The following is a 26510-nucleotide window of genomic DNA, read 5'->3' on the forward strand; positions in this document are numbered from 1 at the left end:
CGGGCGGACCTGACCCTTTCTCCCGCTTTTCTTGGAACCAGGATCGCCTCTTGGCTGCATGCTCTATGGACGGATCGGACGTGGACGGCGGCACGGCGCTTTCCCGCTTCTGCGCGCTGGCCCGGCAGCTTTTCGCCATGCCCCATGCCTTTGTCCTGCTGGAAGAGGGGGGCGAGTATCGCCTCGTCGCGGGATCGCGGGGCGAGGAGCCGGATGACGATCGCATTCTGCATGACGAGGTGATGCGTCGTCGCGCGGCGAGGGCGGTCGGAGTACAGGAAGACGGCCGCACTACGGCTTTTCGGGCTGCGGCACCGCTGATGCGCGCGGATGGCGGATGCGCGGGGGTGCTGGCGCTCGGCGACCGGGGGCCACGGCGTTGGGACGCGCGGTCGTCGGCGCTGCTCGAACGGCTGGCGGCGGACGCGGCGGCCTTGTGGCAGCGCGAGGCGGAGAGCGCCGCCACCACCGCCCGGCTCCACGATCAGCTGGCCGAGACGCGGCGGGAACTGCACGAACTGGCGGATCATGGCGCGCATGCCCGCATGTTGAGCCGCCAGATGCCCTGGACCGCCGATCCGAACGGCAGCATCCGGGAGGTGGACCCTCGCTGGCTGACCCTGACCGGGCGCACGGCCGAACAGATATTGGGCGAGGGCTGGACCAGCGCGGTTCACCCCGACGACCTGCCCGTCATCGCGGCGGCGTGGCAGCGGGCCCTGTCGACCGGAGCCTCGACGGGGGTCGATGCGCGCGTGCGGATGCAGGACGGGGCCTATCGCTGGTTCAACACCCGCTCCGCCCCGCGTCTGGGGGAGGATGGTTCGATCTATCGCTGGTACGGGACGATCGAGGATATTCATGATCGCGTCATGGCCGAGCAGGCGCTGAGTGAAAGCGCGGCCTTTACCCGCAACGTGCTGGAAAGCACGACCGATTGCGTGGTCGTCATCGATCGCGACTGGCGGATCACCTATCTGAATGCGCGGGCGTCCAAATTCTTTCGCCCGTTCCGCGCGGCGGCGGTCGGCGATGCGGTCTGGGATCGCTTCGCCGAGTTTCGCAAGAGCGACCTGGCCCAGCGTCTGAAGGTGGCGATCGGCACCGGCCAGCCCAAGCGGTTCGAGATGCACCTGTCTGACCCCGATATCTGGCTGCATATCCATGCCTGTCCGGTCGCCGAGGGGCTGGCGATCTTCTTTCGCAACATCACCAAGCGGATACGCGACCGCGAGCGGCTCGTCCGGCTGGCGCATTGCGACTCGCTGACCGGATTGGCAAACCGGACCTTGTTCAACCAGGTGCTGGAAAGCGCCTTTGCCGGGCGGACCGAACGGCCGGTCGATGTCCTCATGCTCGACCTCGATTTGTTCAAGGAGGTCAACGACACGCTGGGCCATCCGGTCGGCGATGCGGTTTTGTGCGCGGTCGCGGAGCGGTTCCGGTCGGTGACGGGTGAGGGGGACGTGCTCGCGCGGCTGGGCGGCGACGAGTTCGCGGTCATCCACTGGCCCGATCCGGCGGGGGGCAGCGCGATCGCACTGGCGCATCGGCTGCTGGCCTGCTTCGCCGCGCCCTTCCCGCTGGAGGATACGGCGATCCGGCTGGCGGCCAGTATCGGCGTGGCGTCCTCGGTCCAGGCGCAAGGCTCGGCGAACGAGCTGTTCAAATCGGCCGATATCGCGCTCTACCGCGCCAAGGAGGGGGGAAGGGGAACGATCCGCGTCTTCGACTGCCCGATGGCGGCGCGCGTGCGCGACCGTCAGGTCATGAAATATGATCTGGAAGCGGCGCTGTCGCGTGACGAATTGCGGCTGGTCTATCAACCGCTGCTCGACCTGAAATCCGGGCGGATCACGGGGGCCGAGGCGCTGCTCCGCTGGCATCATCCGACCCGTGGCGAGGTGCTGCCCGCCGATTTCGTCCCGCTGGCCGAGGAAACCGGCCAGATCGTGGCGATCGGCGACTGGGTCGTGGCGACGGCGTGCCGCGATGCCGTGAACTGGCCCGGCGATGCGACCGTCGCGGTCAATCTGTCGGGTGTGCAGTTGCGCGACGACCTGCTGCCGTCGCGGGTGCTGTCCGCGCTGTCGCGATCGGGGCTGGCGGCGGAGCGGCTGGAGCTGGAAATCACCGAGTCGATCCTGATGAGCGACAGCGACGGCACCATGGAAAAGCTGCATCGCCTGCGCCGACATGGCGTTCGCATCGCACTCGACGATTTCGGGACGGGCTATTCCTCGCTCTCCTATCTGCGTCGTTTCCGTTTCGACAAGCTGAAGCTCGATCGCTGCTTCGTCGATGACATCGGCCGATCGCCCCAGTCGGACTCGATCGTGCGCGCGGCGTGCGAAATGGGACGCGCCTTTGCGATGACGATGACGGCGGAGGGCGTGCAGACGCCCGAACAGCTGGAATGGCTGCGCGCGCATGGCTGGTCGCAGGCACAGGGTTACCTGATCGCCCGCCCCCTGGAGGCGGATGCGTTCCTGCGTCACATGGTGGCGTACAACCGCTAGGCCGGATCGCCGTTACAGGCGTCATGCCTGATCGTCCCGCCCCGAACCGACCCGTTACCGCCCGGCAGCGCAGTGTCGGGCGATGAAGTCGGCATGGGCGGGGATATGGCCGACCGCCGCGCGGGTCACGGTCGCGATCCGATCCAGCCGGGCGCGCAACTCCTCGATCGGGATGCCCGCCGCGATCGGGTCATAGGCACCGGGGTGGAGTCCCTGTCCATCCATCACCGCCAGCCAGCTCGTCTTGGTGAACAGTTCGTCGGCCTCGCGGAACACGCGCCCGGTGCGGTTGTAGATCGCGATCCGCTCGGCCAGCGAGTCCGGGATCGGCATCGCCGCCAGCTGCCGCCAATAGGGGGTGTCGCGCCGCTCGGTCGCGTGGAAATGCAGGATCAGGAAGTCGCGGATGCTCTCGAACTCGGCCGCCATCAACCGGTTGTAACGGCGAATGTCCGCCGCCTCGAACGCGCGGGTGGGCAGCATTTCCAGCAGGCGCGCGATCCCCGCCTGGATCAGATGGATACTGGTCGACTCGAGCGGCTCCATGAACCCGCTCGCCAGCCCCAGCGCCACGCAATTGCCGATCCAGAAACGGTCGCGGCGTCCGGTGCGGAACCGGAGCAGCCGCGGTTCGGCCAGCGGCTCGCCGTCCAGATGCGCGAGCAGCGTCGCGGTCGCCTCGTCGTCGGAGATATGACGGCTGGCATAGACATGGCCGTTGCCGGTCCGGTGCTGAAGCGGGATGCGCCATTGCCATCCCGCACCATGCGCGGTGGAACGGGTGAAGGGGACAGGCGGTCCCGCCGGAGCGGTCGGCACCGCCACCGCGCGGTCGTTGGGCAGCCAATGGCCCCAATCCTCGAACCCCGCGCCCAGCGTCTCCCCGATCAGCAGGCCGCGAAAGCCGGTGCAGTCAATGAACAGATCGGCGGCGATACGGGTGCCGTCGGCCAGCACGACCGCCGCGATACGCTCCGGCCGGGCGTCGCGCGCCACCTCGACCACGCGGCCCTCTTGCCGGACTACGCCCTGCGCTTCGGCATGGCTGCGCAGGAACCGCGCATAGAGCGCCGCGTCGAAGTGAAAGGCATAGCCGATATGCGCCAGCGGAGTATTGCCCGGCTGCGGCCGCATGAACCGTCCCGCCCGGGCCGCCGCCGCGCAGATCGAATAGGCCTCGAGCGGCGCGGCTTCGCCCGCCATCCGCAACCGCTGCCACATCGCCTCGAACGGCACCGCGCCCCGGTCGACGCCGTGCACGCCGAAGGGGTGGAAATAGCGATGGCCGGGACGCAGCCAGTCGACGAACTCGATGCCCAGCTTGAACGTGCCCTGCGTGGCGCGGACGAAGCTGTCCTCGTCGATGCCGAGCAGTGCGTTGAACGCCTGGATCGGGGGGATGGTCGCTTCGCCGACGCCGACGGTGCCGATCTCCTCGGACTCGACCAGCGTGATGGCGGGGCCCTGCGGCCCCAGCACGCGGGCCAGTGCGGCGGCGGCCATCCATCCGGCGGTCCCGCCGCCGATGATCGCGATCCGGGCGATCGGTCCGTCCTGGTCGTCGCGTCGGCTCATGCGTTCATCCGGCATTGCAGGAAGAGATTGCCGGTCAACCGGCCATGGCGCGGGTCCGCCGCCCTATCGGGCAGCGCGGTGATCTGTCCCGAATGAAGCAGCGCCGCGCGGTAGAGGATCAGCCGGTCGGGCCGGGCGGGGATCGCCTCGATCCGAACGAAGGCCGGGTCGTCGCCGGTGCAATAGCCCGGCGGCGGGGCGGGGTCCGTCGCCCGCGCCGCCTGATAGGCGGGCAGGCGCTCGGCATCGATGGTCTCGAACCCCGTCGCGCGGTGGCGGAAAAAGGCGGTGCCGTCCTCATGGTCGGCCGACAGGAAATGCACGGTCGCGAATTGCAGGCGGTCGGCGGTATCGACATGCGGCGCGCGCTGATCCTCGCTCAGATCGGCGGCGGGAGTGGTCACGAGCGAGAAATTGCCGCGGGCGCGGGCCGGACGAACCGGCGCGCCGGTGAAATGCGCGGCGATCAGCGGCAGCATCCCGCGCACCATCGCATCGATATAGGCGACCGGCGCAGGCCCCAGCAGGCCGGGATAGCCGCTGCCCACCGACGCGGCGGGGGCGAAGGCGGAGCGGTTGGCGGCGAAATCGCGCAGCGCCGCCATCTGCCCCGACGCCCGGTCGACGATCAGCACGGGTTCGCGCTCCCGCCCGATCCGCAACAGGGTGAAGGCGGCCTCGGCGCCGAAGAAGGAGAATGCCGGGGGCGGCAAGGTGGCCATGGCGATCGTCCCGCAAAAAATACCGGCATGTCCTTGCGATAAGGACATGCCGGCAGTTGGGGATCAATAGGTCGCGCGCAGCGACAGGCCGAAGCGGCGGTCGTTCAGCTGATATTGCAGCGGCTGGCCGATCGTGCCGATATAGGTGACGTTCATGCGGTTGGTCAGGTTCACCGCATCCGCCGACAGCGCGATATGGCTGTTCACATTGACACTGACCGAGGCGTCGAGCGAGGCATAGGGCTTGGCATATTGCGGCTGGTTGGTGCCCGCGCCGAAGGTCTGGTCGAGATAGCTCGACCGCCAATTATAGGCGAGGCGCGCGGTCAGCGGCCCCTTTTCGTACAGGCCGATCAGGTTGTAATTATGCTTGGACAGCTTCTCCAGCGGCAGCTGGGTCGACATGCCCGATCCGGCGACCGCGAACGGATTGGTCACGTTGGAGTCGACATAGGTATAGTTGGCCTGCACGCCGAACCCGCTGAGCAGCCCCGGCAGGAAGTCGAAGAACTGCTGATAGCCGATCTCGGCGCCCTTGATCGTGCCCTTGCCCGAATTCAGCACCGTGCTGACGTCATAGGCGCGCCCCTGGAAATTCTGGACGACCACGCCGCTGGCCAGGAAGCCGTCGACCTTCTTGTAGAACAGGCCGCCGGTCAGCGAGCCGGTCGGCGCGAAATACCATTCCGCCGTCAGGTCGAAATTGTCCGAAGAAATCGGGTTCAGGCGCGGATTGCCCGAGCTGGCGCTGGGGCGGCCGGTGATCGGGTTGACCTGGTTGGGATTGTTCAGCGTCAGGTTGGTCGACAGCTGGTCGAAGTTCGGCCGCGCCAGCCCCTTGGAATAGGCGAAGCGCATCTGGAACTCGTCGGTCAGCCGGGCGCGGATGTTCACGCTGGGCAGCGCGCGGGTATAGCTTTTCTGGACCGCCAGCGGCGAGGTGGTGCCGTTGGAATTGAACTGCGTCCCGAACGAGGTCAGGTCGGTCTTGACCAGCCGGACGCCCGCGCCGCCGTCGAAGCGCACGCCCCCCGCCGTGAACGCGAAGTCGCCCGCGCCCCAGACCGTATAGGTCTTTTCGGTCTGCGCATTCAGGTCGCCCGGCGTGAACGCATCCTTGGTCTTGGCGCCGAACAGCGCATAGAGCGCCTTGGTCTGCGCCCAGACTCCGTCGCCCGCCGGGAAGGCGGGATAGAGCAGCCCGCCGGTGACGGTGCGTCCGTCGAAGAAATTCTTGGACGGGCCCTGCATCGCCAGCTGCGGATTGCGGCTGAGCGGGATGAGCGCGGTGCCGTCGGGAGCCGAGCAGGACGGGTCGGGGCCGGTCGCGTACAGGCAGACGCCGTTCCAGGTGCCGCGCAGGTTGATCGAATTGTCCGAATAGCGCGCGCCGCCGCGCAGCTTCTGCAGGAAGCCGCCCTCCAGATCATAGTCGATGTCATAGGCTAGCGCGAGCGTGTCGGCGTCGTTCCGCTGCAACGCGTCGGCGATATAGGGGGTGGCGTAATTGGCCGGGTTGGTCAGCAGCGCCTTGTCGCGGACATCCCATTGCGGACGGCTGCCGCGCAGGTCGAAATCGATGGTCGACGGGTGCGGCGATCCGGTGGTCGTATTCTGGCCGGTCGCGGTGAACAGCGTCAGGACATGGCCGTTGCGATCGGCGTTGTAATAGCTCTTCAGATACTGGACGTCGAAATGGACCTTGGCGCGGTCGGTCGCCTGCCAGTCGGCGCCCAGCGTGAAATTCTGGCTTTGGCTCCACAGCTGCTGGTCGAAGCGACCCGACTCGAAATTCTGGCCCTGGAGCGACCCCGATGTGGCGTAGCCGTCCTTGTTGAAGGTGAAATTGGACCCCGGCAGCGGGCTCGACTGGCTGCCGCCATTGACGGTGTAGAAATAGGCGCCACGCCGGTTGAACCAGTATTTGGCGAGCTGATACTGGCCGGTGATCAGCAGATTGTCGGCGGCGCGCCACTGGATCGCGGTCGCGACGCCCAGGCGGCGGCGGTCGCCCAGATCGTCATACACCTGCATGCCCATCGGCGCCTTGGCATTGGCGGGCGCGCCCGCGATCGATCCGGCGGGGATCGGCTGCTGCGGATTGGCGAGGATGCCGTCCTGACGGTAATAGCTGGTCGAATAGACCGCGTTCACCAGGAAGCCGATCTCGCCGATGCCGGTGTCGAACCGGTTGCTGTACAGGCCCGAGGTGGAATAGCCGAACTTGTCCGCACGGTCATAGTAATTGCCGCGAATGGTGCCGCTGATCGTCTGGCCGGGCTTGTCGAAGGGCAGGCGGGTGCGCAGGTTGACCGCAGCGCCCACGCCGCCCTCGATGATATTGGCGGGGGCGTTCTTGTACACGTCGATGCCCGCCAGCAATTCGGGCGGAATCCCCTCTAGGTCGAAGGCGCGACCGCCCGAGGCGGAATAGATGGCGCGGCCGTCGAGGAAATTCTGCACCTGGGTCAAACCGCGCACAGTGATGGCGGGCGAAGTGCGGTGGTCGAAGTCGGTCGCGCCTTCGCCGTAGCGGCGCTGGATCTGGACGCCGGTGATGCGCTGCAACGCCTCGGTCGTGTTGGCGTCGGGCAGCTTGCCGATATCCTGCGCCTGCACCGAGTCGACGATCTGATTGGCGTTGCGCTTGAGCGCCTGCGCCGAACGGAGGGACTCGCGCACGCCGGTGACGACGATGTCCTGGTCGGAGACGCCCTGCGCGACCTGGGTGGCGTTCAGCGCGCCGGTGGGCTTGGTCGGGTCGCGGCCCGCCTCGACGGGCAGGCCGCCGCCCTGCATCGGTGTCGCGTCGCCGGTCTGCGCCTGAGCGCCGCCGCTGAACCCGGCAGTGGCCAAAGCCGCCATGGATGCACCGATCAGCCAGCGCGATTGCAAATCTCGCATATATCCTCCCCCAATGTCCGGCCGCTCTTCGCGGCTCGACTGGGATCATGCCATATCGGTAAATGACTGACAAATAGAAGTTGCGGCCCGTCCCCTGCTCGGATCAAGAACAGGGAAGCAAATCGCTCATTTTTCAGCGGAAAAATTGTGAAAACGGCTGTGTCCCGCGCATAGTGGCGAGCGTCATGAATGTTCCTGCCGGGCATCTGAGAGTGCCGATAAAGCGAAAATGAGCCGTTACAGCGTTTTCATCAGACAAAATAATGTCGTGGGGTCGCCGGGGCGCGACGACGCGATTCGGCGGTGCGGTCGACCCGGTCGGCCGTTCGCGTTCGGCATGGCGTCCGGTCATGCAAATATGCCGGATGGCGATCCGTGAGTGGGGCGCGGGGCTGCTGATGGCGGACCGCGCCGGGCGGCTTTATCCCTGCCAGCCCGGGCGGAGCGCCACGCGCAGGATGCGGTCGTTCGCCGCCAGGAACAACGCGCGGCCGCCCTCGCCAAAGGCGCAGTTGGCGATCGGCGCATCCTGTTCGATCAGTCCGAGCGGCTCGGCCTCCGGTGTCATCAGCATCATGCCGCCGGGCACCGAGCAGACCAGCGTGCCGTCGTGCGCGACCTTCATGCCGTCGGGCAGTCCGGCGCCGCCCGCCGCCAGCATCGACCGCGCATCGAGCAGCACGCGCCGCCCGCGCGCCATGCCCCTGGCGTCCAGATCATAGACCATGATCCGGGGCGCGGCTTCGTCCGAAACCGAGACATAGAGGCGGCGCTCGTCGGGCGACAAGGCGATGCCGTTGGGGCGGGTCAGCTCGCCGTCGATCAGGTCAATCCGGCCATCGGGGCGGCGGCGGTAGACACCGTTGACCGTCTGTTCCTTCAGCGGTGAGGTGTCACCGTCCTTCAAGCCATAGGGCGGATCGGTGAACCAGATCGTCCCGTCGCGCGCGACATGCAGATCGTTGGGGCTGTTGAAGCGCTTGCCCGCATGGCGGTCGGCGAGCACGGTGCGGCGACCGGTGGTCAGGTCGACCCGGTCGATCGAGCGCCCGCCGCTATTGGCGATCAGCAGCGCACCGTCCCTGTCCAGCGCCAACCCATTGGCGCCGGGTTCGCGGACCAGCGTCGGATCGGTGCCCGGTGCGCCCGACGGATCGAGCACGACCGACACCGCGCGGCCGTGCTGCCACCGGCGGACGATATTGGCGGGCGGATCGGAGAACAGGAGATAGCCGCCACGCGGCACCCATAAGGGCCCCTCGGCCCAGCGTATGCCGGTCGCGATCACCTCCGGCTCGGTCCCCGGCGCGATCATCCGGTCGAGCCGCGGCGACAGGCGGCGGAGGCGCGGGGTCGTCTCCGCACCGGCGGGCGCGGCGAGCATGGCGAGACCGGCGGCAAGCACGGAGCGGCGGGAGAGTGTCATGATTTCGGCAGCTTGCGGGAAAAGCGGTCGCCCGGCAAGCGGGCGGACCGGGGCTTCATCGCCGGGCCTTGCCGCGTATGACCGTCACCCGCATCGTCACGCCCCGCTGCGACGGCGCGACCTCCTCGTCACGGGTCATGTCGAGGACGGGGCGACCATCGGCGGCCCAATGGACCCGGCGCAGGCGCGTGTCGCGACCATTGCCGCCCACCCCGTCGCCCCAGCTGTGATAGACGTAGAGCGGATTGCCGTCCTCGTCGGTGGTGAACGCACCGTGGCCGACGCCTTGTTCGTACCGGCGATAGTCGATGACGCCCTTGGGCATCGGCTCGCTATGCTGGAGCGGGGCGTTCCATTTGTGCCAGTTGTCGATCCGCGTCGGGTCCTCCCCGTCGCGCAGCCACGCGCCGCCGACGACATAGGTCGGGCTGACCCCCGAGCTGGAATAGATCAGATGGGTGCGTCCGCCATGATGCAGGGCAAAGGCCCCTTCGGACAGATTCTCCTCGAAAGACCGCGTCGGCGCGACGATCGGGCGCGGGGTGGAGGTGAGGCGGGTGGGATGCGCCGGATCGACCCGCGCGATCCAGGTCAGCGGATCGCCCAGCGGGCCCTGGCCCGGCAGGTAGCGTTGCGACCACGTGTAATAGGCCTTCCCGTCGATCGTGACATAGGACATGTCGAGGCTGATGTTGCGGGCGAATTCGGCGCGACCCAGCGGTGATCCGTCCGCCTTTCGAATGGCGGCGGGCCGCGACCAGTCGGCGGGGTCGGCGGGATCGCCGCCGGGCCGCAACTGCATGATATGCGACGCCACCCGGTCCCAGGCGCCGTCCTTGTTCGACTGGTCGTCGCTGGGGTTGAAGCAGGGCGCGAACAGGATGGACAGCCGCCCGCCAATCTCATGCAGTTCGGGCGCCCAATAGCATCCGGCGATCACGCGTCCCTCGGCGGTACGGTCGCGCCGGGTCAGGCGGTTGAGCAGGTCCACCTCGCGCACCCGCCCGCCATCGTCGTCGGCCAGCGCCGCGATGCTGTCCGCGACCCGGATCGGCAGATGGGCCGATCCGACATTGTCGTTATTCGTATCGTCGGTCGCGATGAACAGATAGCGGACCCGGCCGTCCCGTGCGTAGCGATAGATGACCGGATCGGCGCGGTTATAGGCGAAGATGACCGGATAGACGGGCTGGCGGACGGTCCCCCGCACGACATAATGCCCCGGCCCGCCGCGGGCGACCCGCGCCAGATCGGCGGTGTTCCAGTCGACGCCCCGTGTCGCGGACGATCCGTCCGAATAGGTGAGGCGCGCCCGCGTCTTCGCCAGCTGGGGGATTTGCGCGATCGTGATGCGGCGCGGGTCGACCATGGCTCGCAGGTTGACGATCCGGCCATAGCGATCGGCCAGCGCGGCGGCGGTCCGGCTGTCGAGTGGCAGGGCGGCGGCGTCCTTCGCCATCCCGGCGACCTCGCCCGCCTGCACCGCGCCGACATTGCCCGCCGCGACGATGCGCATCCGGCGTCCGTCATGATCGGGGAAGAAGGGCGTCGCCACCCGCTCGGTCCGTGCCAGATCGGCGACGCCGGCCCAATGCGGCTTGCCCCCATCGTCACGCCAGGCGACCAGATAGCGCCGCGCGGCACTGTCCCAGATCGCACGCGGCGCGACGACACCGCCGGTCGTGCCAAGGTCGATCAGCCCCAGTTCGGTGAAGTCGGCGGGACTGGCGGGATCGCTCTTGAACACCAGCGCGCTCGATCGCTGCGACTTATCCGGCTTTCCCGCCAGATCGACCCGCGTCGCGATGACGCCCAGGCTGCCATCGGCAAAATGGAACAGCGAAGGGGTGACGATCCCACGATGCTCGACCCGGTCGACCCCGACATATTCGCCGATGGGAAAGAGGATGCCGTAATTCCCATTGAGCGGGGTTGCGGCGCCATCGCCGGTGGCAAGCGCCAGATGGACCGAGCGGGCGATGATCGGCTGGTTCGCGTCATGTGCATCGGTTGGGCTACGGCCATAGGCCGACAGGCGCGGCGCGGATCCGGGCAGGAGGGTGACGGTGAAGCGCTTCTCCTGGGTACCGGCCCCGGCCGTGACGCGACGTCCGGTCAGCGTGACGCGAACCGGCCGATCGCCGCGAAGGACCAGGCGATCGCCATCCAGAACCGGTCGGTCGGCGGACCAGCGTATCGCTCCCTCGGGCGAGACGGGCAGGCGGCTGCCTGATGCCATGACCGGCGGCACGATCCAGGGGGCCGCTTGCGCCGTAACGGGCTGGGCGGAGCCGGGGGCGGCCATGACGATCAGCGGCCAGGCGGCGGCGCGAAGCAACGCGCTCATCGCGCCGCACCGCTGGTCGGCGCGGCGGGGCTCCAGCGGGCGACCAGCGCGTCCCGTTCCCTGGCGGTGATCGACAGGACCGAGCCGTGACGCGGCGAGGCGGGCAGGCGGAAATCCTTGGGATAGGTCCATCGGATGGTGCCGCGCAGCGACCGGGTGGCGAGCGGGATGTAACCGACGCCGCCATAATTATCGACCCAGAGGAAATATCGGAACCCGCTGGTGTCGCCCGGATTGGCGACGAAGGCGCTCGGCCCCTCGACCTCGGGCGTCCCCGCCTTGCGGCCGATGCAGCGGTCGATGGTGCGCCACACACCCGAATGGCCGGTGGCGCGCAGCGTGCGGGAACGCTGGCCCATGATGTCCGACGAAGGACAGCCCGACACCTCCGACACCTTGGTGAAGCGGTAATAGTCCGCGCCGTCCTTCAGCACGGTGGAATCGATCATGCCCTTGTCCTTCACCAGAAAGGGCAGGTCGGCGGCCTTGAACCAGGGGCGGGGCGGGGTGAAGTGGCGGAAGTCGCGCGTGGTGGAGATCAGGATCTGCGGCCCGTTGCCGTCACTGGTCCGGTGGCTGGCATCGGTGAACAGGGTCGATGTCCAATAGACGACATAGGCCTGGATCGTCGGGTCGTAGGTCGCCTCGGGCGCCCAGGTCATGCCCGCTTGGGGAAGGTTGACCTTCACATGACGCTGCTCGCTCCAGTGGACGAGGTCGGTCGATTCCCAGATTTCCAGATGATGGCTGCCCTTGTCGGTCGCGCCGCCCCAGCCGCTGCGCCCCACCGACAGGTCGGTCGCCAGCAGGAAGAAGCGGTCGCCCTCCGCCGATCGCAGGATGAACGGATCGCGCAGGCCCATCGTGCCCTTGCTCGACTCCAGGACCGGCCGTGCGCCGTTCAGCTCCCGCCATCGCAGCGCGTTGTTGCCGTCCGAAACCGCGAAGCGCAGCTTCTCGCCCTCCACCGTGTCGGAATGGAAATAGACGAACATATAGGCGCTCATGTCGGCGGGACGCGGCGCGGCGGCCGCCAGGACCGTCAGGTCGAGCGGGACCATGACCGGCGCAGCGCCCGGCGCGGTGACGGTCGCGGTCAGCCGAACCCGGCGGTCGGTCCGGCCGCGATGGACCACGCCCTTACGAACCCGATCGTCGCCCCGGCCCCGGTCGCGGTCCGACAGGATCGCCGGGTCCGATGAGCGCCAGCCTATCGTGACGAGACGGGCCTGCGGGTCGTCGGATGTGGCGGCAAGATCGGCGGCCGTATCGGGCAGGGTGATGCTGCCCCGGATCGGCGCGGTCAGCGCGGGATCGCGACGGATCGCATCGGCCACCCTGTGCGCCAGCGCCGCCGCGTCATCGGCGGGCACTGCCACTGGAGGCGTCGGTGCGGCGGGCATCGCCCATGTCGGAGTGATGGCGACGCTGGCCAACGCCAGCAAAAGCCCTTGTCCGCGCCCCAATCCCGGTATCCTGCCCGACATTCCCGCTCCCCGATGCTGTGATTTCGGGGCAGGATCGATCATTATGTCCTACAAGTAAAGCGCCAAGGTCGCGCTATTTGCCGGGTATGGCCAGTGCGAACGTCGTCGTTGCCACCGGCAACAGCGTCAGGTCGCCGCCATGCGCGCGGGCGATACGGCGGGCCAGGGTCAGGCCGATGCCCGACCCGTCGGGCTTGGTGGTGTGGAAGGGGCGGAAGATCCGCGCGCGCTCCGGCCCCGCTACGCCGCCGCCGCTGTCGGTAATCGCGAAGCGCAGGCTAGGCCCGTCCATCGCGGCGGTCAGCGTCACCTGCGGCGCGACCGCCCCGCCCAGCGCCGCCTCGGCCGCGTTTTGCAGGAGTGCCCAGAGCGCCTGCGTCATCTGATCGCGGTCGCACTGCCCGATCAGTCCGTCCGGCACCGCCATGGAGAGCGCAACCTCGCTTCCGAAGCGCTGCTCGAACAACCGCGCCAGATCGACGGCCAGTTCGGCGACCTTGAACGGATTGCGGACCGGATCGGGCAGCCGGGCCAGCGTGCGATAGGCGCGGGTGAACCGCTCCAGCCCCTCGATCCGTCGGGCAAGGGTGGCGAGGATGCCGTGCAGTCGCGCATCCTGCCGCTCCGCCGCCATCACCGCGCTGTCGGCCAGCGACACGATCGGCGACAGGCCGTTCAGCAGCTCGTGCCCCAATATGTCGATCATCTCGCTATCGGCATGCGCCTCCGCGGTACTGCGCTCCGCCTCGACATCGATCAGCATGGCCAGCGCGCGCTCGGGCCCGGCTTCGACCCGTTCGATCCGCCAGCTTCGCCCTTCATGCCGCAACCGGCTTTCCTGCGGCTCGAACAGCGCGGGCGGCGGCGACGACAGGCGGTCGTCGGTCGCGAACAGCGTCCGGCCGGCGCGGTTGAGCGCCCGTGCCGATCGCCCCTCGATCCGCAGTAGCGGCAAGGGGATCTGGTCGAACAGCGCATGGAGCGGCGGCCCGCGCGGCGCCATGTCGGCGGGCGCGGGGGCGGGGGGCAGGAGGGGCGTCCGCGCGGCGGCCCAGCCGATTGCCCCGATCAGCCAGCCGGTGCCCAGGCCCAGCCCCAGCATCGACCCCAGCATGCCGTTCTGCCACGCCACCACCATCAGCCCGCCGAACAGCGTCAGCATCAGTCCCGACAGGAGGATGGCGACGACCCGCCGGGCGGGCGCCTCAAAGCCCATGGCGCGCCATGCGACGATATAGCGCGCCCCGGCTGAGCCCCAGGGCCTGTGCGGCATGGGTGACGTTGTGATGATGCTCGATCAGCGCCGCCTCGATCATCCCCCGCTCGGTTTCGTCCAGGTCGAAGCTGGAGCGTGGGTTGGCGGCGGCGACGACCGGCGCGGCGGGGGCGAGCAGCGCCGCCTCGATCACGCCGCCATCCCCCAGCAGCAGCGCCCGCTCGATCGCGGCGGACAGGCCGCGCGCTTCGTCGGGCCATGGTGCGGAGATCAGCAGCGCCTCCGCCGCCGGGGTGAAGCGCGGGGCGGGGCGACCATGCCGCTCGGCCGCGATCCGGGCGAAATGGCGCGCAAGTAGGGGAATGTCCGCCCGACGCTGGACGAGCGAGGGGGCGGCGATCTCCACCGTCGTGATCCGCCGCGCCAGCGCCGGGGTGATGCCGCCCGGATCGTCGGCGATCGCGATGAAGCGCGCCGCCATCGGCAGCCGATCGAGCAGCCGCGCCTGCGCGACCTCGTCCAGCCGGTCGGGATGGCGCAACAGCCAGGTCCCGGCCTCTTCACCGGCCAGCCGGTCCCACGCCGTCGTATCGCGCAGGTCCAGCCGCGCCATCGGCCGGTCCGCATCATCGGAGGCGGCGTGGACCGCCTGGGCGATCAGCGTCCGCCCCGCGCCCGACGGGCCGGTGACGACGATCCCCGCCCGGGTCGGCCCGACGCGGCGGATCAGCGCGCGCACCTGCTCGATCGCGGGACTGTCCCCCAACAGCCGGGCGGGCTCGCCGCCGGGGACCTCGCCGCCATAGACATGGGGACGATCGGCGCGCGGGGCGGGGCGGGCGGCGGCGACCTCGATCTTGGCGATCAGCTCGGCATTGCGCCACGGCTTCATGACGAAATCGCGCGCGCCCGCCTGCATCGCGGCGACGGCCAAGCGTATGCCGCTATGCGCGGTGATGACGATGATGCAGGCCGCCGGATCGTCGGCGAGCAGCCGCGCGAGCATGGCAAGCCCCTCCGCGCCATCGGTGCGTCCGGCGGCATAGTTGAGGTCGAGCAGGATTGCGTCGTACCGCCGCGCCGCCAGACGGGAAAAGCCCTCTTCCGGCCCCGATGCGACATCCAGCCGGTGTCCGGCCAGCTCGATCGCGATGCCCAGCGATTCGGCGATGCGCGGATTGTCGTCGATGACCAGGATCGACAGCGCGCTTGACGACGCCCCGCACCGTCCATTTCTGGACAGGTTGTCCGGACGCGAACGGTCGGATTCGGCGGTCGGCGGGGAAAGTGGCGGTTTCATAGGGCTTTAGGTTTTTGGACCGTCCTGGGTGACATTCGTCCCATGATGACCGAACAGATGACAGGCGCAATCACTTCCGCCAGCAGGGATGGGGGAGGCGTTTCGGGGACCCCGCCCGGGGCCGCGATGGACCGCCGGATCGCGCGAAGGCCCGTCCCCTGGTGGCGTCGCCGCGCGGTCGTGATCGCCATGCTGGTGGTGATCGGCGCGGGGCTGGTCTGGCACTTCCTGCCCGCCGCCGGATCGACCGACATCGCCGCCGCCAATGTCGACACGGGCGAGGTCACGCGCGCCGCGTTCGACGATTACCTGCCGGTCCGCGCCACGGTGACGCCGCGCGTCACCACGCTGGTCGGGGTGCTGGCGGGCGGACAGGTCGAGAAGCTGCTGGCGCAGGACGGCGACATGGTCCGCGAGGGACAGCCGCTCGCCACCCTCGCCAATCCGCAGCTCAAGCTCGACGTGCTGACCCGCGAGGCGCAGATCGCCAGCCAGCTGGGCGGCGTGGCGAGCGAGGGGCTGGGGATCGAGCGCAACAAGCTCGACCGGGCGGGGCAGGTGGCGCAGGCCGAATATGACCTCATCAAGGCGCGGCGCGACCTGGGTATCCGGCGTCAGCTTCACGATCAGGGCTTTCTGTCGGATGCGGGCGTCCGCAGCTTCGAGGAGGAGGCTGCCTATCAGGAAAAGCGCCTCGCCCAGCTCAAGTCCGGCCGCGCGACCGAGGCGCGGATCACCGCGACCCAATCCGCGCGGCTGTCCGACACGCAGACGCGGCTGTCGGGCAATCTGGCGGCGGTGCGCGCCGGGCTGGAGGCGCTGACCATCCGCGCGCCGACGGGCGGACGGCTGACCAATTTCACGATCCAGCCGGGCCAGACGCTCAAGCCCGGCGATCCGGCGGGCCAGGTCGATAGCGAGGGGTCGTGGAAGCTCGTCGCGCAGGTCGACGAATATTATCTGGGCCGTGTCGCGGTGGGGCAGAAGGCGACGACCTCGGACGGCGTCGGGCTGACCGTGTCGAAGGTGCTGCCCGCGGTGAAGGACGGGCGGTTCCAAGTCGAACTGACCTTCGACCGCGCGCCCGCCGGGCTCAATCGCGGGCAGACGATCGACATCCGCATCACGCTGGGCGCCGCGAGCCGCGCGCTGGTCGCCCCGGTCGGCGGCTGGCTGGAGGCGGGCGGCAGCTCGGCCTTCGTCCTCGATCCCGATGGCGCGCATGCCCGCCGCCGTACCGTTCGCATCGGCCGCCGCAATCCCGAACAGGTGGAGATCCTGTCCGGCCTGAACCCCGGCGAGCGCATCGTCACCAGCAACACATCGTCCGTGAAGGGCGACATACTGAACATCCGATAAGGGGGACCGACACATGATCCGACTGGAAGGCATTCAGCGCCGCTATGTCTCCGACGAGGTGGAGACGACCGCGCTGCACGATATCGACCTGCATGTCGCGGCGGGCGAGTTCCTGGCCATCATGGGCCCCTCGGGCTGCGGCAAGTCGACCTTGCTCAACACGTTGGGCACGGTCGACCGGCCGACGGGCGGGCGATATCTGTTCGGCGAGCGAGACCTGGCGGCGATGGACGAAAAGGAACTGGCGAAGTTCCGCGCCGAGACGCTGGGCTTCGTCTTCCAGAGCTTCAACCTGATCGACGAGCTGACCATCGAGGAGAATGTCGCGCTGGGCCTCGCCTATCGCAGCGATGCGGGGGATCGTCGCGGCCGGGTGGCGGCGGCGATGGACAAGGTCGGCATCGCCCACCGCGCGCGCCACTTCCCGCACCAGCTGTCGGGCGGCCAGCAGCAGCGCGCCGCCATCGCCCGCGCCATCGTCGGCGATCCCAAGCTGATCCTGGCGGACGAGCCGACCGGAAACCTCGACACCGCCAATGGCGAGCAGGTGATGAACATCCTGACCGGCCTGAACGATGCGGGCGCGACCATCGTCATGGTCACCCATTCGCCCAGCCATGCCGACCTCGCCAAGCGCCGCATCGACATGCTCGACGGCCGCATCGTCGCCAGCGCCATGCGAGCGATCTGAAAAGGATTTGTGATGAAGACCATGATCCCCGCCATCGCCCTGCTGTCGCTCGCCGCCGTTGGCGCCGCCGCGCAGGACAATGCCCAGACCTCGCGCAGCTTCGATGTGCGCGGGTTCGACCGGATCGACCTTGGCGGCTGCGACGTCGCAACCGTCACATTGGGGGCTGCCTATGCGGTGACGGTACAGGGCCGGGCGGCGAATATCGACAATGTCCGTGTCGAGACGATCGGGTCGACGCTGCGGATCGGTCGCCGCAACAACAGCTGCAACGGCCATGATCGCCGTGTCGCGATCGCCATCACCATGCCGTCGCTGGCCGCCGTCAGCCTCAGCGGTGCGACCGAGCTGACCCTGCCAGCGCTCGACGCCCGCCTGTTCGAGGCGCGCGCCAGCGGAGCGAGCGTGCTGCGCATCGCCGCCTGGCGCGGCGGATCGGCTAGGTTCGACCTCTCCGGGGCCAGCGACGCGACCGTCCGCGCGGTTCACGGCGACGCACTGACCCTGGACCTGTCGGGGGCCAGCGAGTTCCAGGCCGAGGGCGATGTCGGCCGTCTGACGATCGGCGGCAGCGGGGCGAGCAGTGCCCACACCCGCACGCTTTCCGCGCCCGACATGGCGCTCTCCGCCAGCGGCACCGCGAGCATCCAGGTCGGCGACGCCGAGCAGGCCCGGATCGATGCCAGCGGCATGGCTAAGGTCACCGTCGCGGGCCATCCGCGCTGCACGGTGGGCAAGAGCGGGCTCGCCCGCGTCACCTGCGGCTGAACGCCGGGATTATCGGGGGGCTGTCATCATGAACCGCTACGCGCTTCTCTCGCTCTATCGCTCGCTTGTGCGCCACAAGCTTTACGCCGCGCTCAACATCGGGGGGCTGGCGGTGGGCATCGCCGTGTTCCTGGTGCTGGGCCTCTATGTCCGGTTCGAGACGGGGTATGAGAAATGGCTGCCTGGTCATGACAAGCTGTATCTTGTCGAGGAATACTGGGACATGCCGGGCAGTTCCGCCAACGGTTATTCGACCGGTACGATGGGCGGCCTGATTGACCAGCTTCGTGAGGATTTTCCCGGTACCATTGGCACCCGTATTCAGGAGATGGATGCCAATGTCGTGCGCGGTGGGGCTGCCACCAGCGAGCCATTTGGTTACGCCGACCCCAATTTCCTCGACATCGTGCGTCTGCCAATGGTCACGGGGGACGCGGCCCATGCGTTGCAAGCACCGGACAGCATCCTGATTAACGAAAGTATCGCCAAACGATATTTTCCGGGCGGAAACCCCGTCGGGCAGACGATGACGCTCACGGCATTGGGCAAGACCTCTAATTATCGCGTGGCAGGTATCTTCCGCGACCTGCCGCCGAATACCGAACTGCGCTTTTCCATTCTGGCAAGGACACCAAGTCCCCATCCTGACAAGATGTGGTTTCATTGGGGAAGCGAGCGGGTCTGGACGATCCTGCGCTTCGATACCGCGCAGGATGCCGCGTGGCTGCAGAGTAAAATGCGCGCCTTTGTGGATCGTCGTGCGACAGAGCAGGGACCCGCCGCCAGAATGCTGAGCCTGCCAATTGTGCCGCTGACCAATATCCACTTGCAAACTGCGCCCGCCCGCAAGTTGACGGTTGCGACACTCGGTATCGTCGGTGTGCTGACCATGCTGATCGCGATCGTGAATTATGTGAACCTCGCCACCGCCCGCGCCGGGCTCCGTGCACGGGAAGTCGCGATGCGTAAGGTTTTGGGTGCAGACCGCCTGGCATTGATCAGGCAGTTCCTGGGGGAAGCGATACTGGTCGCGCTACTGGCGGCGTTGGGAGGCCTGATCCTGGCTGAACTGGGCCTTCCCCTCATCAATGCGGCGGGCGGATTGAAGCTGGCGATCGACTATAGGCAGATCGTTCCGGCACTGGTTGTGTTCGCTGTGATCGTGGGGGCTGCGGCTGGGCTGTATCCGGCAGTCCTGCTGTCCGGCTTCCCGGCGGCGGCTGTACTGGCCTCGGCCCGTTCGCCCGGTGGCGGACGGACAGGGACGCGCGTTCGCGAGACGCTAGTGGTGTTTCAGTTCGCACTTGCCATCGCCTTCATGATCGGAACGGCGGTGCTCGTTGCCCAGACCCAACATGTTCGTAAGACCGATGTCGGTTTCCGTCGTGACGGTTTGGTGATCGTCAGTTCGACCAGCGACTCCGCCGTGGACAAGGCGCAGAGGACGGCCTTTCTGGCAAGGGCTGCCGCACTGCCTGGTATAGTATCGGTCACGACTTCGGATGCCACGCCGGGATCGAGCAGTTTCAACAATGACAGCTATGCCTTGCCCGGCAAGCCAGAACCCGGACCTAGTCTGCAGGCAATCATCGCCGGACCGAATTTTTTCCCGACCTTTGGGCTGCGGGTGATCGCGGGACGGCTTCCTGACGATGCGCATCGTGCAGACGATACCCGCAATTTCGACAATGTCGGCGGGACGCCGGTGATCAATGTCGTCGTCAACCGCCGGGGCGTTCAGGACCTAGGTTTCGAAAGCCCGGAAGCGGCGCTGGGCAAGACGGTGGGTAGGTCGAACCCGCGCACGATCATCGGCGTTGTCGAGAATGCCCGGTTCTTTTCGCCGCGCGATCCCGTCAATGCGACAATGTATTATTATCGGTCGAGCTATTCGACGAGTCCTCGTACGACCTTGCGAGTCAACGGCGATCCACGCACGACGATCGCTATGCTGCGCACGCTATGGCGGCAGATCGCTCCCCAGGTGCCGTTTGACGCGCGCACTGCCAGCCAGAGTATGGAAGACTATTATACCGCCGACGACCGCACGACCCGTCTGTTCGGCATCGGCGCGGGCCTCGCCGTCCTCATCGGCTGCGTCGGCCTCTGGGGCCTGGCCTCGTTCAACACCCAGCGGCGGGTGAAGGAGATCGGGATCCGCAAGACGCTTGGCGCATCGTCGGCGGCGATCGTGAAGCTGCTGGTCGGGCAGTTCCTGCGGCCCGTCATCATGGCCAATCTCCTCGCCTGGCCGCTCGCCTATGTCGCGATGCGGACATGGCTGGCGGGGTTCGAGGATCGGATCAGCCTATCGCCGCTCTATTTCCTCGCCGCCACCGCCCTGGCGCTGACCATCGCGGTGCTGACCGTGCTGGGGCAGTCGCTGCGGGCCAGCCGGGCGGCACCGGCCTGGGCGTTGCGTCATGACTAAGCGGTGGCTTCTGGCTGGGGCGGCGCTGGCCCTGGCCGTGCCCGCGTCGGGCGAAACCCTGCGCGATGCCATTGCCGCGGCATGGGACGGCAATCCCCAACTCGCCGCCGCGCGCGCCCGGCAGGAGGCGCTGGCCGAGACGCCCAACCAGGCGCGCGCGACCGGGCGGCTGACCGCGGCGGCGACGGGCGGCGCGGGTTATGACCGGCTGGGCTATGACGACACGGGCAGGCGTTCGGGCGCGTCGAGCGGGACCGGCGCGGTGACGGCGACCTTGCCGATCTGGACCGGCGGGCGGGTGCGCGCGGCGGTGCGTGCGGCGGACGGCGATGTCGCGGCGGGGGGCGAGGCGCTGCGCGATGTCGAGGCCGACGTGCTCGAGCGTGTCGTCGGCGCCTATGCCGACCTGCTCTATACGCAACAGGCGGTGGAGATCGCGCGGGTCGGGATCGAACGGCTCGACCGGCAGGTGGCGGAGGCCCGCTCGCGCTATGGTCTGGGGCAGGCGACGCGCACCGACATCGCCCAGCTGGAGGCGCAGCGGGCCAGCGTCGTCTCCAACCTGGTCGATGCCGAAGGGGCGGCGGCGACGGCGGCGGCGAGCTATCGCGCGGTCGTGGGGCGCGACGCGGGGGCGCTCGACGCGACGATCGCGCCGCCGACGGCCTTGCCCCGTACCCTGGCCGATGCGCGCGGCGCGGCGGAGGCGGCCAATCCGCTGCTGCTGGCGCAACGACAGCGGGTGGAGGCGGCGTCGGCGCGGGTCGATCAGGCCCGCGCCGAACGCGCGCCCGCGCTCGACCTGACCGGAAATTACGGGCGTGGGGTGCAGGTGGCGGGCGGCCGCTGGACCGGCTTCGACAGCGCCGCGAGCGCGGGGCTGGGCTTGCGGGTGCCGCTGCTGACCGGGGGGCTGGTCGCCTCGCATGTCCGGCAGGCGGAGGCGGTGCGGCGGGCGGAGCGTTTCGATGTCGAGACGGCGGCGCGCAATGCGGTGCGGAGCGCGGATACCGCCTGGGCCTCGCTGACCGCGTCCGAGGGGCGGCTGAAGGCCAGTGTCGAGGGGCTGGCCGCCGCCGACCTCGCGCTGAAGGGCGTGCGTGCCGAATATGGGTTCGGGCTCCGTTCGACCATCGACATTCTGGTCGCCGACCAGAGCTATCGATCGGCGCAGCTGGCGGTGGCGCGGGCGAAGGTCGATGTGCTGACGGCGCAGGCCGCGCTGCTGCGCGCGACCGGGCGGATGGGGCGGGGCGCGTTCGACTGAGCGCGGACCCGCCTCAACTCGCTTCGCGGTCGCCTTCGCTGGGGCCCGATACCGCCATCGACAGGGTGCGGCGGAGCAGCGAGGGCGAGCAGGGCTTGCCGCACACCGCCGAGCCCGGATAGCGATTTTGCAGCGCCTGCTCGTCGGCATGACCCGAATGAAAGATCAACGGCACGCCCGCCTCGCGCAGCCGTTCGGCCGCCGGAAAAACCTCGCCGTCGCGCAGCCTGACGTCGAGGATCGCGCAGGCCAGGTCGGGACGATCGCCGTCGAGATGCGCCAGCACCTCCTCGACGCTGACATAAGGGCCGTCGACCTCATAGCCGCCGTCTTCGATGATATTCTGGATGTCCAGGGCGACGAAAAATTCGTCTTCGACCAGCAAAATCGTTTTAGTCATGCGCGAGGACCGTTTCGGGTAGAGCCAAGTTAAGAATGAAACGCCCATCGGCGTAATTCCGCTCCAGCCGCGCACCCAATTGTCGTGAGGAAGTCTGGACGAGAAGTGTCCCGAAACCGTGCGCCGCGCCGCCATCGGTGGGGGAGCCACCGGTTTCGACCCATTCGATGGATAGCGTGCCCCCGGCCAGCGTCCAATGGATGGACAACTCGCCCAGTCGGTGCGCCAGCGCGCCATATTTGACCGAGTTGGTCGCCCATTCGTGCAGGATCAGCGCCAGCGGCGACAGGCAGCGGCGGTCGACCAGCAGGCGCGGGCCGTCGATGGCGATCTTCGACTGGCCGCTATAGGGCGCGATCGTCGCCTCCACCAAGGCGCGCAGCTCGATCGCCTGCTGCTCGCCCGCGGGCGAGGCCAGCGAATGCGCGCGGCCCAGCGTGGCGATGCGCTCGCGGACATCGTCGGCCAGCTCGGTGACGTCCTCATGCGAACGCGCCGCCGCCGACACGATCCCCGAGATGATCGCGAACAGGTTCTTCACCCGGTGGTTCATCTCGCGCAGCATCAGCTCGCGCGTCTCGGCGATGGCATATTCGGCGGTCACGTCGATCGACACGCCGACCATGCGGTGCGGCGGACTGGTGGTGACGCGGCGGCCGAAGCCCTTGATCCAGCGTTGGGTGCCGTCGATGTCGAGGCGGAAGGTCATCTCGAAATCGCCGTTCCCGGCCATCGCCTCGGCCATGCCCAGTTCGACCCCGGCGCGATCCTCAGGCACGATCCGCTCCAGCCAGCGGCCCATCCGGGCCCCGTCATCCTCCGCGCCCAGGCCGAACAGCGCGCGGCCGGTGTCGTCCAGAAAGGTCTCGCCGGTGTCGCCGCGATATTCCCAGACGCCGATGCCGCCCGCCTTGATCGCCAGGTCCAGCCGTTCGCGCTCGGCGGCCAGCGCGCGTTCCATGCCGAGCGCCTCGGTGATGTCGGTCAGGACCAGCGTCGCCCCCTCGATCCCGTCCGACTGGGTGCGATAGGGCAGGATGCGCAGCGACAGCGTCCGCGCGCCGTCGCGGGTCGTGACGCGCTGCTGCGACGGCGATCCGCCCGCCGCGACCGATGCCGCGCCGTCGAGATAGTCGGTGTTGCTCAGCCGGGTCGACACATCGGCCAGCAGGCGCCCCCGGTCGCTGGGTTGCAGCGGGAAGATCGAGCGCGCCGCCTCGGTATAGCTGCGCACGCGCAGATGCCGGTCGAGCACCACCACCGCCAGGTCGGTCGATTCGAAGAAATTGCGCAGGTCGGAATTGGCGATGGTCAGCTGGTCGACCTTGGTCTTCAGCTCGTCATTGACGGTCGACAATTCCTCGTTGGTCGACTGAAGCTCCTCGTTCATCGACATCATTTCTTCGTTGGAGCTTTTCAACTCCTCGTTCGCCGTCTCCAGTTCCTCGACCGTCGAGCGCAGGCGATGGCGGGTCAGGCGAAGTTCGTCCTCCAGCGCCTCGATATGATCGTCGCCGGGTTCCAGATCGGCCAGGTCGCTCGCCTCGACCGGGCTGAACGGCTCGGTATCGCGGAACAGGAACAGCAGCGATCCGTCGGTCAGCGGATCGCAGATCACCTCGACCTTCTGGACGCCATATTCGGTCGTCACCGCGACGTCGCGCGCGGCGATCCGCTTGCGGGCGTCGCGCGCCTGGCGGAGCATCGGGCCGATCACCTCGCGTAGGCCGGTACGCGCCAGCGTCACTGCGCTCGATCCGCCTGCGCGGGTGACGGGGAAGTTGAAATAGCGGCTGAGCTTGCCGAACGCGGCCAGGATGCCGCCGTCCTGATCGACCACCATGCTGGGCGGGGCATAGCGATCGACGATGCGGCGGGCCGCCAGGCTCTCCTCGCCCATCGGCGCGCCATGGTCCCGCTCGCCACGCTCGCCGCGCCGCCGGATGCTGCGGCTCGTCCCGCCGGGCAGGTCGATCGGATAGGAGGGGGAGCCCGGCGAGCGCTCGAACAGGCGCGCATGGCCGTCGATCGCGGGGAAGAGATGGTCGAACCGCCCGACGCTCTCGGACGGACCCAGGAACAGATAGCCGCCCGGCCGCAGCGCATAATGCAGGAGCGGCAACACCGATTGCTGCAACCGATCGTCGAAATAGATCAGCAGGTTGCGGCACGACACCAGGTCGATCCGCGAAAAGGGCGGGTCCTTGACCAGGCTGTGGTTCGAGAAGCGGATCATGTCGCGGATCTGCGCGCTGATCGTGAACCGCTCGGCATGCGGCATCGTGTAGCGTTCGCGCAGCGCCGCCGGAATGTCGGCCAGCGCGGCGGCGGGATAGCTGCCCTCGCGCGCGATCTGGAGCATCTGCTCGTCGATGTCGGTCGCGAAGATCTGCACCGCCAGCGGCTGTCCGCTCTCGCGCGCGGCCTCGGCGAAGAGCATCGCGATGCTATAGGCTTCCTCGCCGCTGGAGCAGCCGGGAATCCAGATGCGGATATCCTCGTCCGGGTCGCGCGCGCGGGTCAGCGGCAGGATCGCCTTGGCCTTCAGCGTGTCGAACAGCTCGGCATCGCGGAAGAAGCGGGTGACGTTGATCAGCAGGTCGCGGAACAGCGCCTCGCACTCGTCGGCATCCTTCTTGACCCGCGCCAGATAGGCCGAGCCCGTCGCGATGCCCAGGACGTGCATCCGCCGCTCGACCCGACGGACCAGCGTGGTGCGCTTATAGCCCGAAAAATCGTGGCCGATGGCGTTGCGCAGGACGCGGCAGAGATCGTCGATATGATCGGCGACGACCTCGGCCTCTTCCTCCTTGGGATCGCCGGAACGACGCGCGAAAAAGGCGTGGAGACAATCCAGTATCTCGCCTGCGGGCTTTACGAAATCGACCAGGCCGGTACCGACCGCCGAAAGCGGCATGCCGTCATAGCGGGCGCTTTCGGGTTTCTGGACGACGCTGACCCCGCCATTTTCCTTGATCGCGCGCAGCCCGGTCGTGCCGTCCGCGCCGGTGCCCGACAGGATGACGCAGGCGGCATTGGCCTGCTGGTCGCTGGCCAGCGATAGGAAGAAATCGTCGATCGGACGGCGCAGCCCGCGCGGCTGGATGAAGTCAGTCAGCTCCAGCACGCCGCCGCGTATCGCCAGCCCCCGGCCGGGCGGAATGATATAGACGTGATCGGGCTCGATCCGCTCCAACCCCTCGCACTGACGCACCGCCAGATTGGTGTGCCGGTCGAGCAGTTGCGCCAGCATGCTCTCATGATTGGGGTCGAGATGCTGGACGACGACAAAGGCCATGCCGGTCGGCGCGCGCGCCGGGGTCAGCATCTCGCGAAGCGCCTCCAGCCCGCCCGCCGAGGCGCCGATGCCGACCACCGGCACGCTCAGGCTGTCATGATCCGGCATGTCGTGATCCCCGGCGGCGGGCTGCCCCGCACTCACGGAAAGGGCGCTCGGTCGAGGTCCGAAAGCGTCAGCTTGGCCTGGGCGATGGTCGCTGCGGTATTGGCGATCGCGGTCAGCGATCCCTCCAGGACCATGCCGCTTTCCGCCAGGATCGGGGTCAGCCGTCCCAGCGTGCGTCCCAGCTCGGCGTCATAGGCGGACAGCCGGTCGGGATGCGAACGGCTGATGTCGAATTGCGAGGCGAAGATATAGGGCATGTCGCCGCTCAGTTGGCGCAGCTTCGACATGTACAGAAGGTTGACGAAGGGCGAGCCGTCCTTGCGGAAGTTGATCAGCGTCGTGCGGACATTGACCTGACGATCATTCGCCAGAAATTCGCGGATCCGGTCGCGCGCCTCGCGATTGTCGGCATGGCGTTGCAGCATCCGGCAATTCTCGCCGACCACCTCTTCGCTGGTATAGCCGGTCAGTTCGCGAAATCCGTGATTGATGAAGATCAACGGATTGTCGTCGCGCGCATCGGCCAGTGCCAGGGCAACCGGGGACTGGTCCAGATACGCGGCCAGTTGGGTCGGAATGTCGAGATTGTGCAGCAAAACTGGCTCCCTGACGCGCATTCGCATGGCGCCTGCTCCATCGCAAGGGCTGTGAACGCGGCCGGCCCCGAAAAAAGACACATGGATAAAGATTCC

At 68.1% G+C, this 26510-nt stretch carries 17 protein-coding genes; 6 read left to right on the forward strand and 11 right to left on the reverse strand.

Annotated features, from left to right (window positions below; genetic code table 11):
* Positions 1 to 65 precede the first annotated feature (65 nt).
* Positions 66 to 2519, forward strand: a complete 2454-nt coding sequence (locus QE363_RS08740) for an EAL domain-containing protein (protein ID WP_309694424.1) — start codon at positions 66 to 68, stop codon at positions 2517 to 2519.
* A gap of 54 nt (positions 2520 to 2573) precedes the next feature.
* Here the strand turns inward: QE363_RS08740 and QE363_RS08745 are convergent, their stop codons facing one another.
* The 8 genes from QE363_RS08745 to QE363_RS08780 form a co-directional block, all read right to left on the reverse strand.
* Positions 2574 to 4094, reverse strand: a complete 1521-nt coding sequence (locus tag QE363_RS08745) for a tryptophan 7-halogenase (RefSeq protein WP_309694426.1) — start codon at positions 4092 to 4094, stop codon at positions 2574 to 2576.
* Complete coding sequence (locus QE363_RS08750; protein ID WP_309694430.1) at positions 4091 to 4816, reverse strand: DUF6445 family protein; 726 nt, start codon at positions 4814 to 4816, stop codon at positions 4091 to 4093. The genes QE363_RS08745 and QE363_RS08750 overlap by 4 nt, the downstream gene beginning before the upstream one ends.
* 63 nt (positions 4817 to 4879) lie before the next feature.
* Positions 4880 to 7681 carry a TonB-dependent receptor gene (locus QE363_RS08755; protein ID WP_309694432.1) on the reverse strand — a complete coding sequence of 934 codons (2802 nt, stop codon included), beginning with the start codon at positions 7679 to 7681 and terminating at the stop codon, positions 4880 to 4882.
* Between the two features lie 460 nt (positions 7682 to 8141).
* Positions 8142 to 9146 (reverse strand): SMP-30/gluconolactonase/LRE family protein, encoded by a 1005-nt coding sequence (locus tag QE363_RS08760; RefSeq protein ID WP_309694434.1) that lies wholly within the window; start codon positions 9144 to 9146, stop codon positions 8142 to 8144.
* A gap of 55 nt (positions 9147 to 9201) precedes the next feature.
* On the reverse strand, positions 9202 to 11493 hold the full coding sequence (locus QE363_RS08765) for a family 43 glycosylhydrolase (protein WP_309694435.1): 2292 nt from the start codon (positions 11491 to 11493) through the stop codon (positions 9202 to 9204).
* The gene (locus tag QE363_RS08770; RefSeq protein ID WP_309694437.1) at positions 11490 to 12929 is read right to left on the reverse strand and encodes a glycoside hydrolase family 43 protein; all 1440 of its coding nucleotides are present in this window, start codon (positions 12927 to 12929) and stop codon (positions 11490 to 11492) included. Before QE363_RS08770 ends, QE363_RS08765 begins: the two co-directional genes overlap by 4 nt.
* A 124-nt stretch (positions 12930 to 13053) precedes the next feature.
* Entirely contained in the window at positions 13054 to 14196 is a 1143-nt protein-coding gene (locus tag QE363_RS08775) for a HAMP domain-containing sensor histidine kinase (RefSeq protein WP_309694439.1), read from the reverse strand.
* Positions 14186 to 15496: a response regulator gene (locus QE363_RS08780; protein ID WP_309694441.1), complete on the reverse strand. Its 1311-nt coding sequence runs from the start codon at positions 15494 to 15496 to the stop codon at positions 14186 to 14188. The genes QE363_RS08775 and QE363_RS08780 overlap by 11 nt, the downstream gene beginning before the upstream one ends.
* Before the next feature lie 126 nt (positions 15497 to 15622).
* Between QE363_RS08780 and QE363_RS08785 the strand changes: the two genes are divergently transcribed.
* From QE363_RS08785 to QE363_RS08805, 5 genes are read left to right on the forward strand one after another with little or no spacing between them, the layout of a single operon-like run.
* On the forward strand, positions 15623 to 16855 hold the full coding sequence (locus QE363_RS08785) for an efflux RND transporter periplasmic adaptor subunit (protein WP_309694444.1): 1233 nt from the start codon (positions 15623 to 15625) through the stop codon (positions 16853 to 16855).
* 13 nt (positions 16856 to 16868) lie between these two features.
* On the forward strand, positions 16869 to 17546 hold the full coding sequence (locus QE363_RS08790) for an ABC transporter ATP-binding protein (protein WP_309694447.1): 678 nt from the start codon (positions 16869 to 16871) through the stop codon (positions 17544 to 17546).
* A 12-nt stretch (positions 17547 to 17558) separates the two neighbouring features.
* Positions 17559 to 18314, forward strand: coding sequence for a GIN domain-containing protein (locus QE363_RS08795; RefSeq protein ID WP_309694450.1), 756 nt, complete (start codon positions 17559 to 17561; stop codon positions 18312 to 18314).
* Between the two features lie 28 nt (positions 18315 to 18342).
* Positions 18343 to 20745: an FtsX-like permease family protein gene (locus QE363_RS08800; RefSeq protein ID WP_309694453.1), complete on the forward strand. Its 2403-nt coding sequence runs from the start codon at positions 18343 to 18345 to the stop codon at positions 20743 to 20745.
* Entirely contained in the window at positions 20738 to 22012 is a 1275-nt protein-coding gene (locus tag QE363_RS08805) for a TolC family outer membrane protein (protein ID WP_309694456.1), read from the forward strand. The genes QE363_RS08800 and QE363_RS08805 overlap by 8 nt, the downstream gene beginning before the upstream one ends.
* 13 nt (positions 22013 to 22025) lie before the next feature.
* Here QE363_RS08805 and QE363_RS08810 read toward each other — a convergent pair whose 3' ends face one another.
* From QE363_RS08810 to QE363_RS08820, 3 genes are read right to left on the reverse strand one after another with little or no spacing between them, the layout of a single operon-like run.
* Entirely contained in the window at positions 22026 to 22412 is a 387-nt protein-coding gene (locus QE363_RS08810) for a response regulator (protein ID WP_307097973.1), read from the reverse strand.
* Entirely contained in the window at positions 22405 to 25854 is a 3450-nt protein-coding gene (locus tag QE363_RS08815) for a CheR family methyltransferase (protein ID WP_309694461.1), read from the reverse strand. The genes QE363_RS08810 and QE363_RS08815 overlap by 8 nt, the downstream gene beginning before the upstream one ends.
* Positions 25851 to 26441 (reverse strand): PAS domain-containing protein, encoded by a 591-nt coding sequence (locus tag QE363_RS08820; protein WP_309694463.1) that lies wholly within the window; start codon positions 26439 to 26441, stop codon positions 25851 to 25853. Before QE363_RS08820 ends, QE363_RS08815 begins: the two co-directional genes overlap by 4 nt.
* Between the last annotated feature and the right edge of the window lie 69 nt (positions 26442 to 26510).

The organism is Sphingomonas sp. SORGH_AS_0870, assembly GCF_031453175.1.
Lineage (GTDB): Bacteria > Pseudomonadota > Alphaproteobacteria > Sphingomonadales > Sphingomonadaceae > Sphingomonas.

Coding starts and splice junctions, on each gene's coding strand:
- QE363_RS08740 (WP_309694424.1), top strand. CDS start 66: ATGGACGGATCGGACGTGGACGGCGGCACGGCGCTTTCCCGCTTCTGC.
- QE363_RS08745 (WP_309694426.1), bottom strand. CDS start 4,094: ATGAGCCGACGCGACGACCAGGACGGACCGATCGCCCGGATCGCGATC.
- QE363_RS08750 (WP_309694430.1), bottom strand. CDS start 4,816: ATGGCCACCTTGCCGCCCCCGGCATTCTCCTTCTTCGGCGCCGAGGCC.
- QE363_RS08755 (WP_309694432.1), bottom strand. CDS start 7,681: ATGGCGGCTTTGGCCACTGCCGGGTTCAGCGGCGGCGCTCAGGCGCAG.
- QE363_RS08760 (WP_309694434.1), bottom strand. CDS start 9,146: ATGACACTCTCCCGCCGCTCCGTGCTTGCCGCCGGTCTCGCCATGCTC.
- QE363_RS08765 (WP_309694435.1), bottom strand. CDS start 11,493: ATGAGCGCGTTGCTTCGCGCCGCCGCCTGGCCGCTGATCGTCATGGCC.
- QE363_RS08775 (WP_309694439.1), bottom strand. CDS start 14,196: ATGGGCTTTGAGGCGCCCGCCCGGCGGGTCGTCGCCATCCTCCTGTCG.
- QE363_RS08780 (WP_309694441.1), bottom strand. CDS start 15,496: ATGAAACCGCCACTTTCCCCGCCGACCGCCGAATCCGACCGTTCGCGT.
- QE363_RS08785 (WP_309694444.1), top strand. CDS start 15,623: ATGGACCGCCGGATCGCGCGAAGGCCCGTCCCCTGGTGGCGTCGCCGC.
- QE363_RS08790 (WP_309694447.1), top strand. CDS start 16,869: ATGATCCGACTGGAAGGCATTCAGCGCCGCTATGTCTCCGACGAGGTG.
- QE363_RS08795 (WP_309694450.1), top strand. CDS start 17,559: ATGAAGACCATGATCCCCGCCATCGCCCTGCTGTCGCTCGCCGCCGTT.
- QE363_RS08800 (WP_309694453.1), top strand. CDS start 18,343: ATGAACCGCTACGCGCTTCTCTCGCTCTATCGCTCGCTTGTGCGCCAC.
- QE363_RS08805 (WP_309694456.1), top strand. CDS start 20,738: ATGACTAAGCGGTGGCTTCTGGCTGGGGCGGCGCTGGCCCTGGCCGTG.
- QE363_RS08810 (WP_307097973.1), bottom strand. CDS start 22,412: ATGACTAAAACGATTTTGCTGGTCGAAGACGAATTTTTCGTCGCCCTG.
- QE363_RS08820 (WP_309694463.1), bottom strand. CDS start 26,441: ATGCGAATGCGCGTCAGGGAGCCAGTTTTGCTGCACAATCTCGACATT.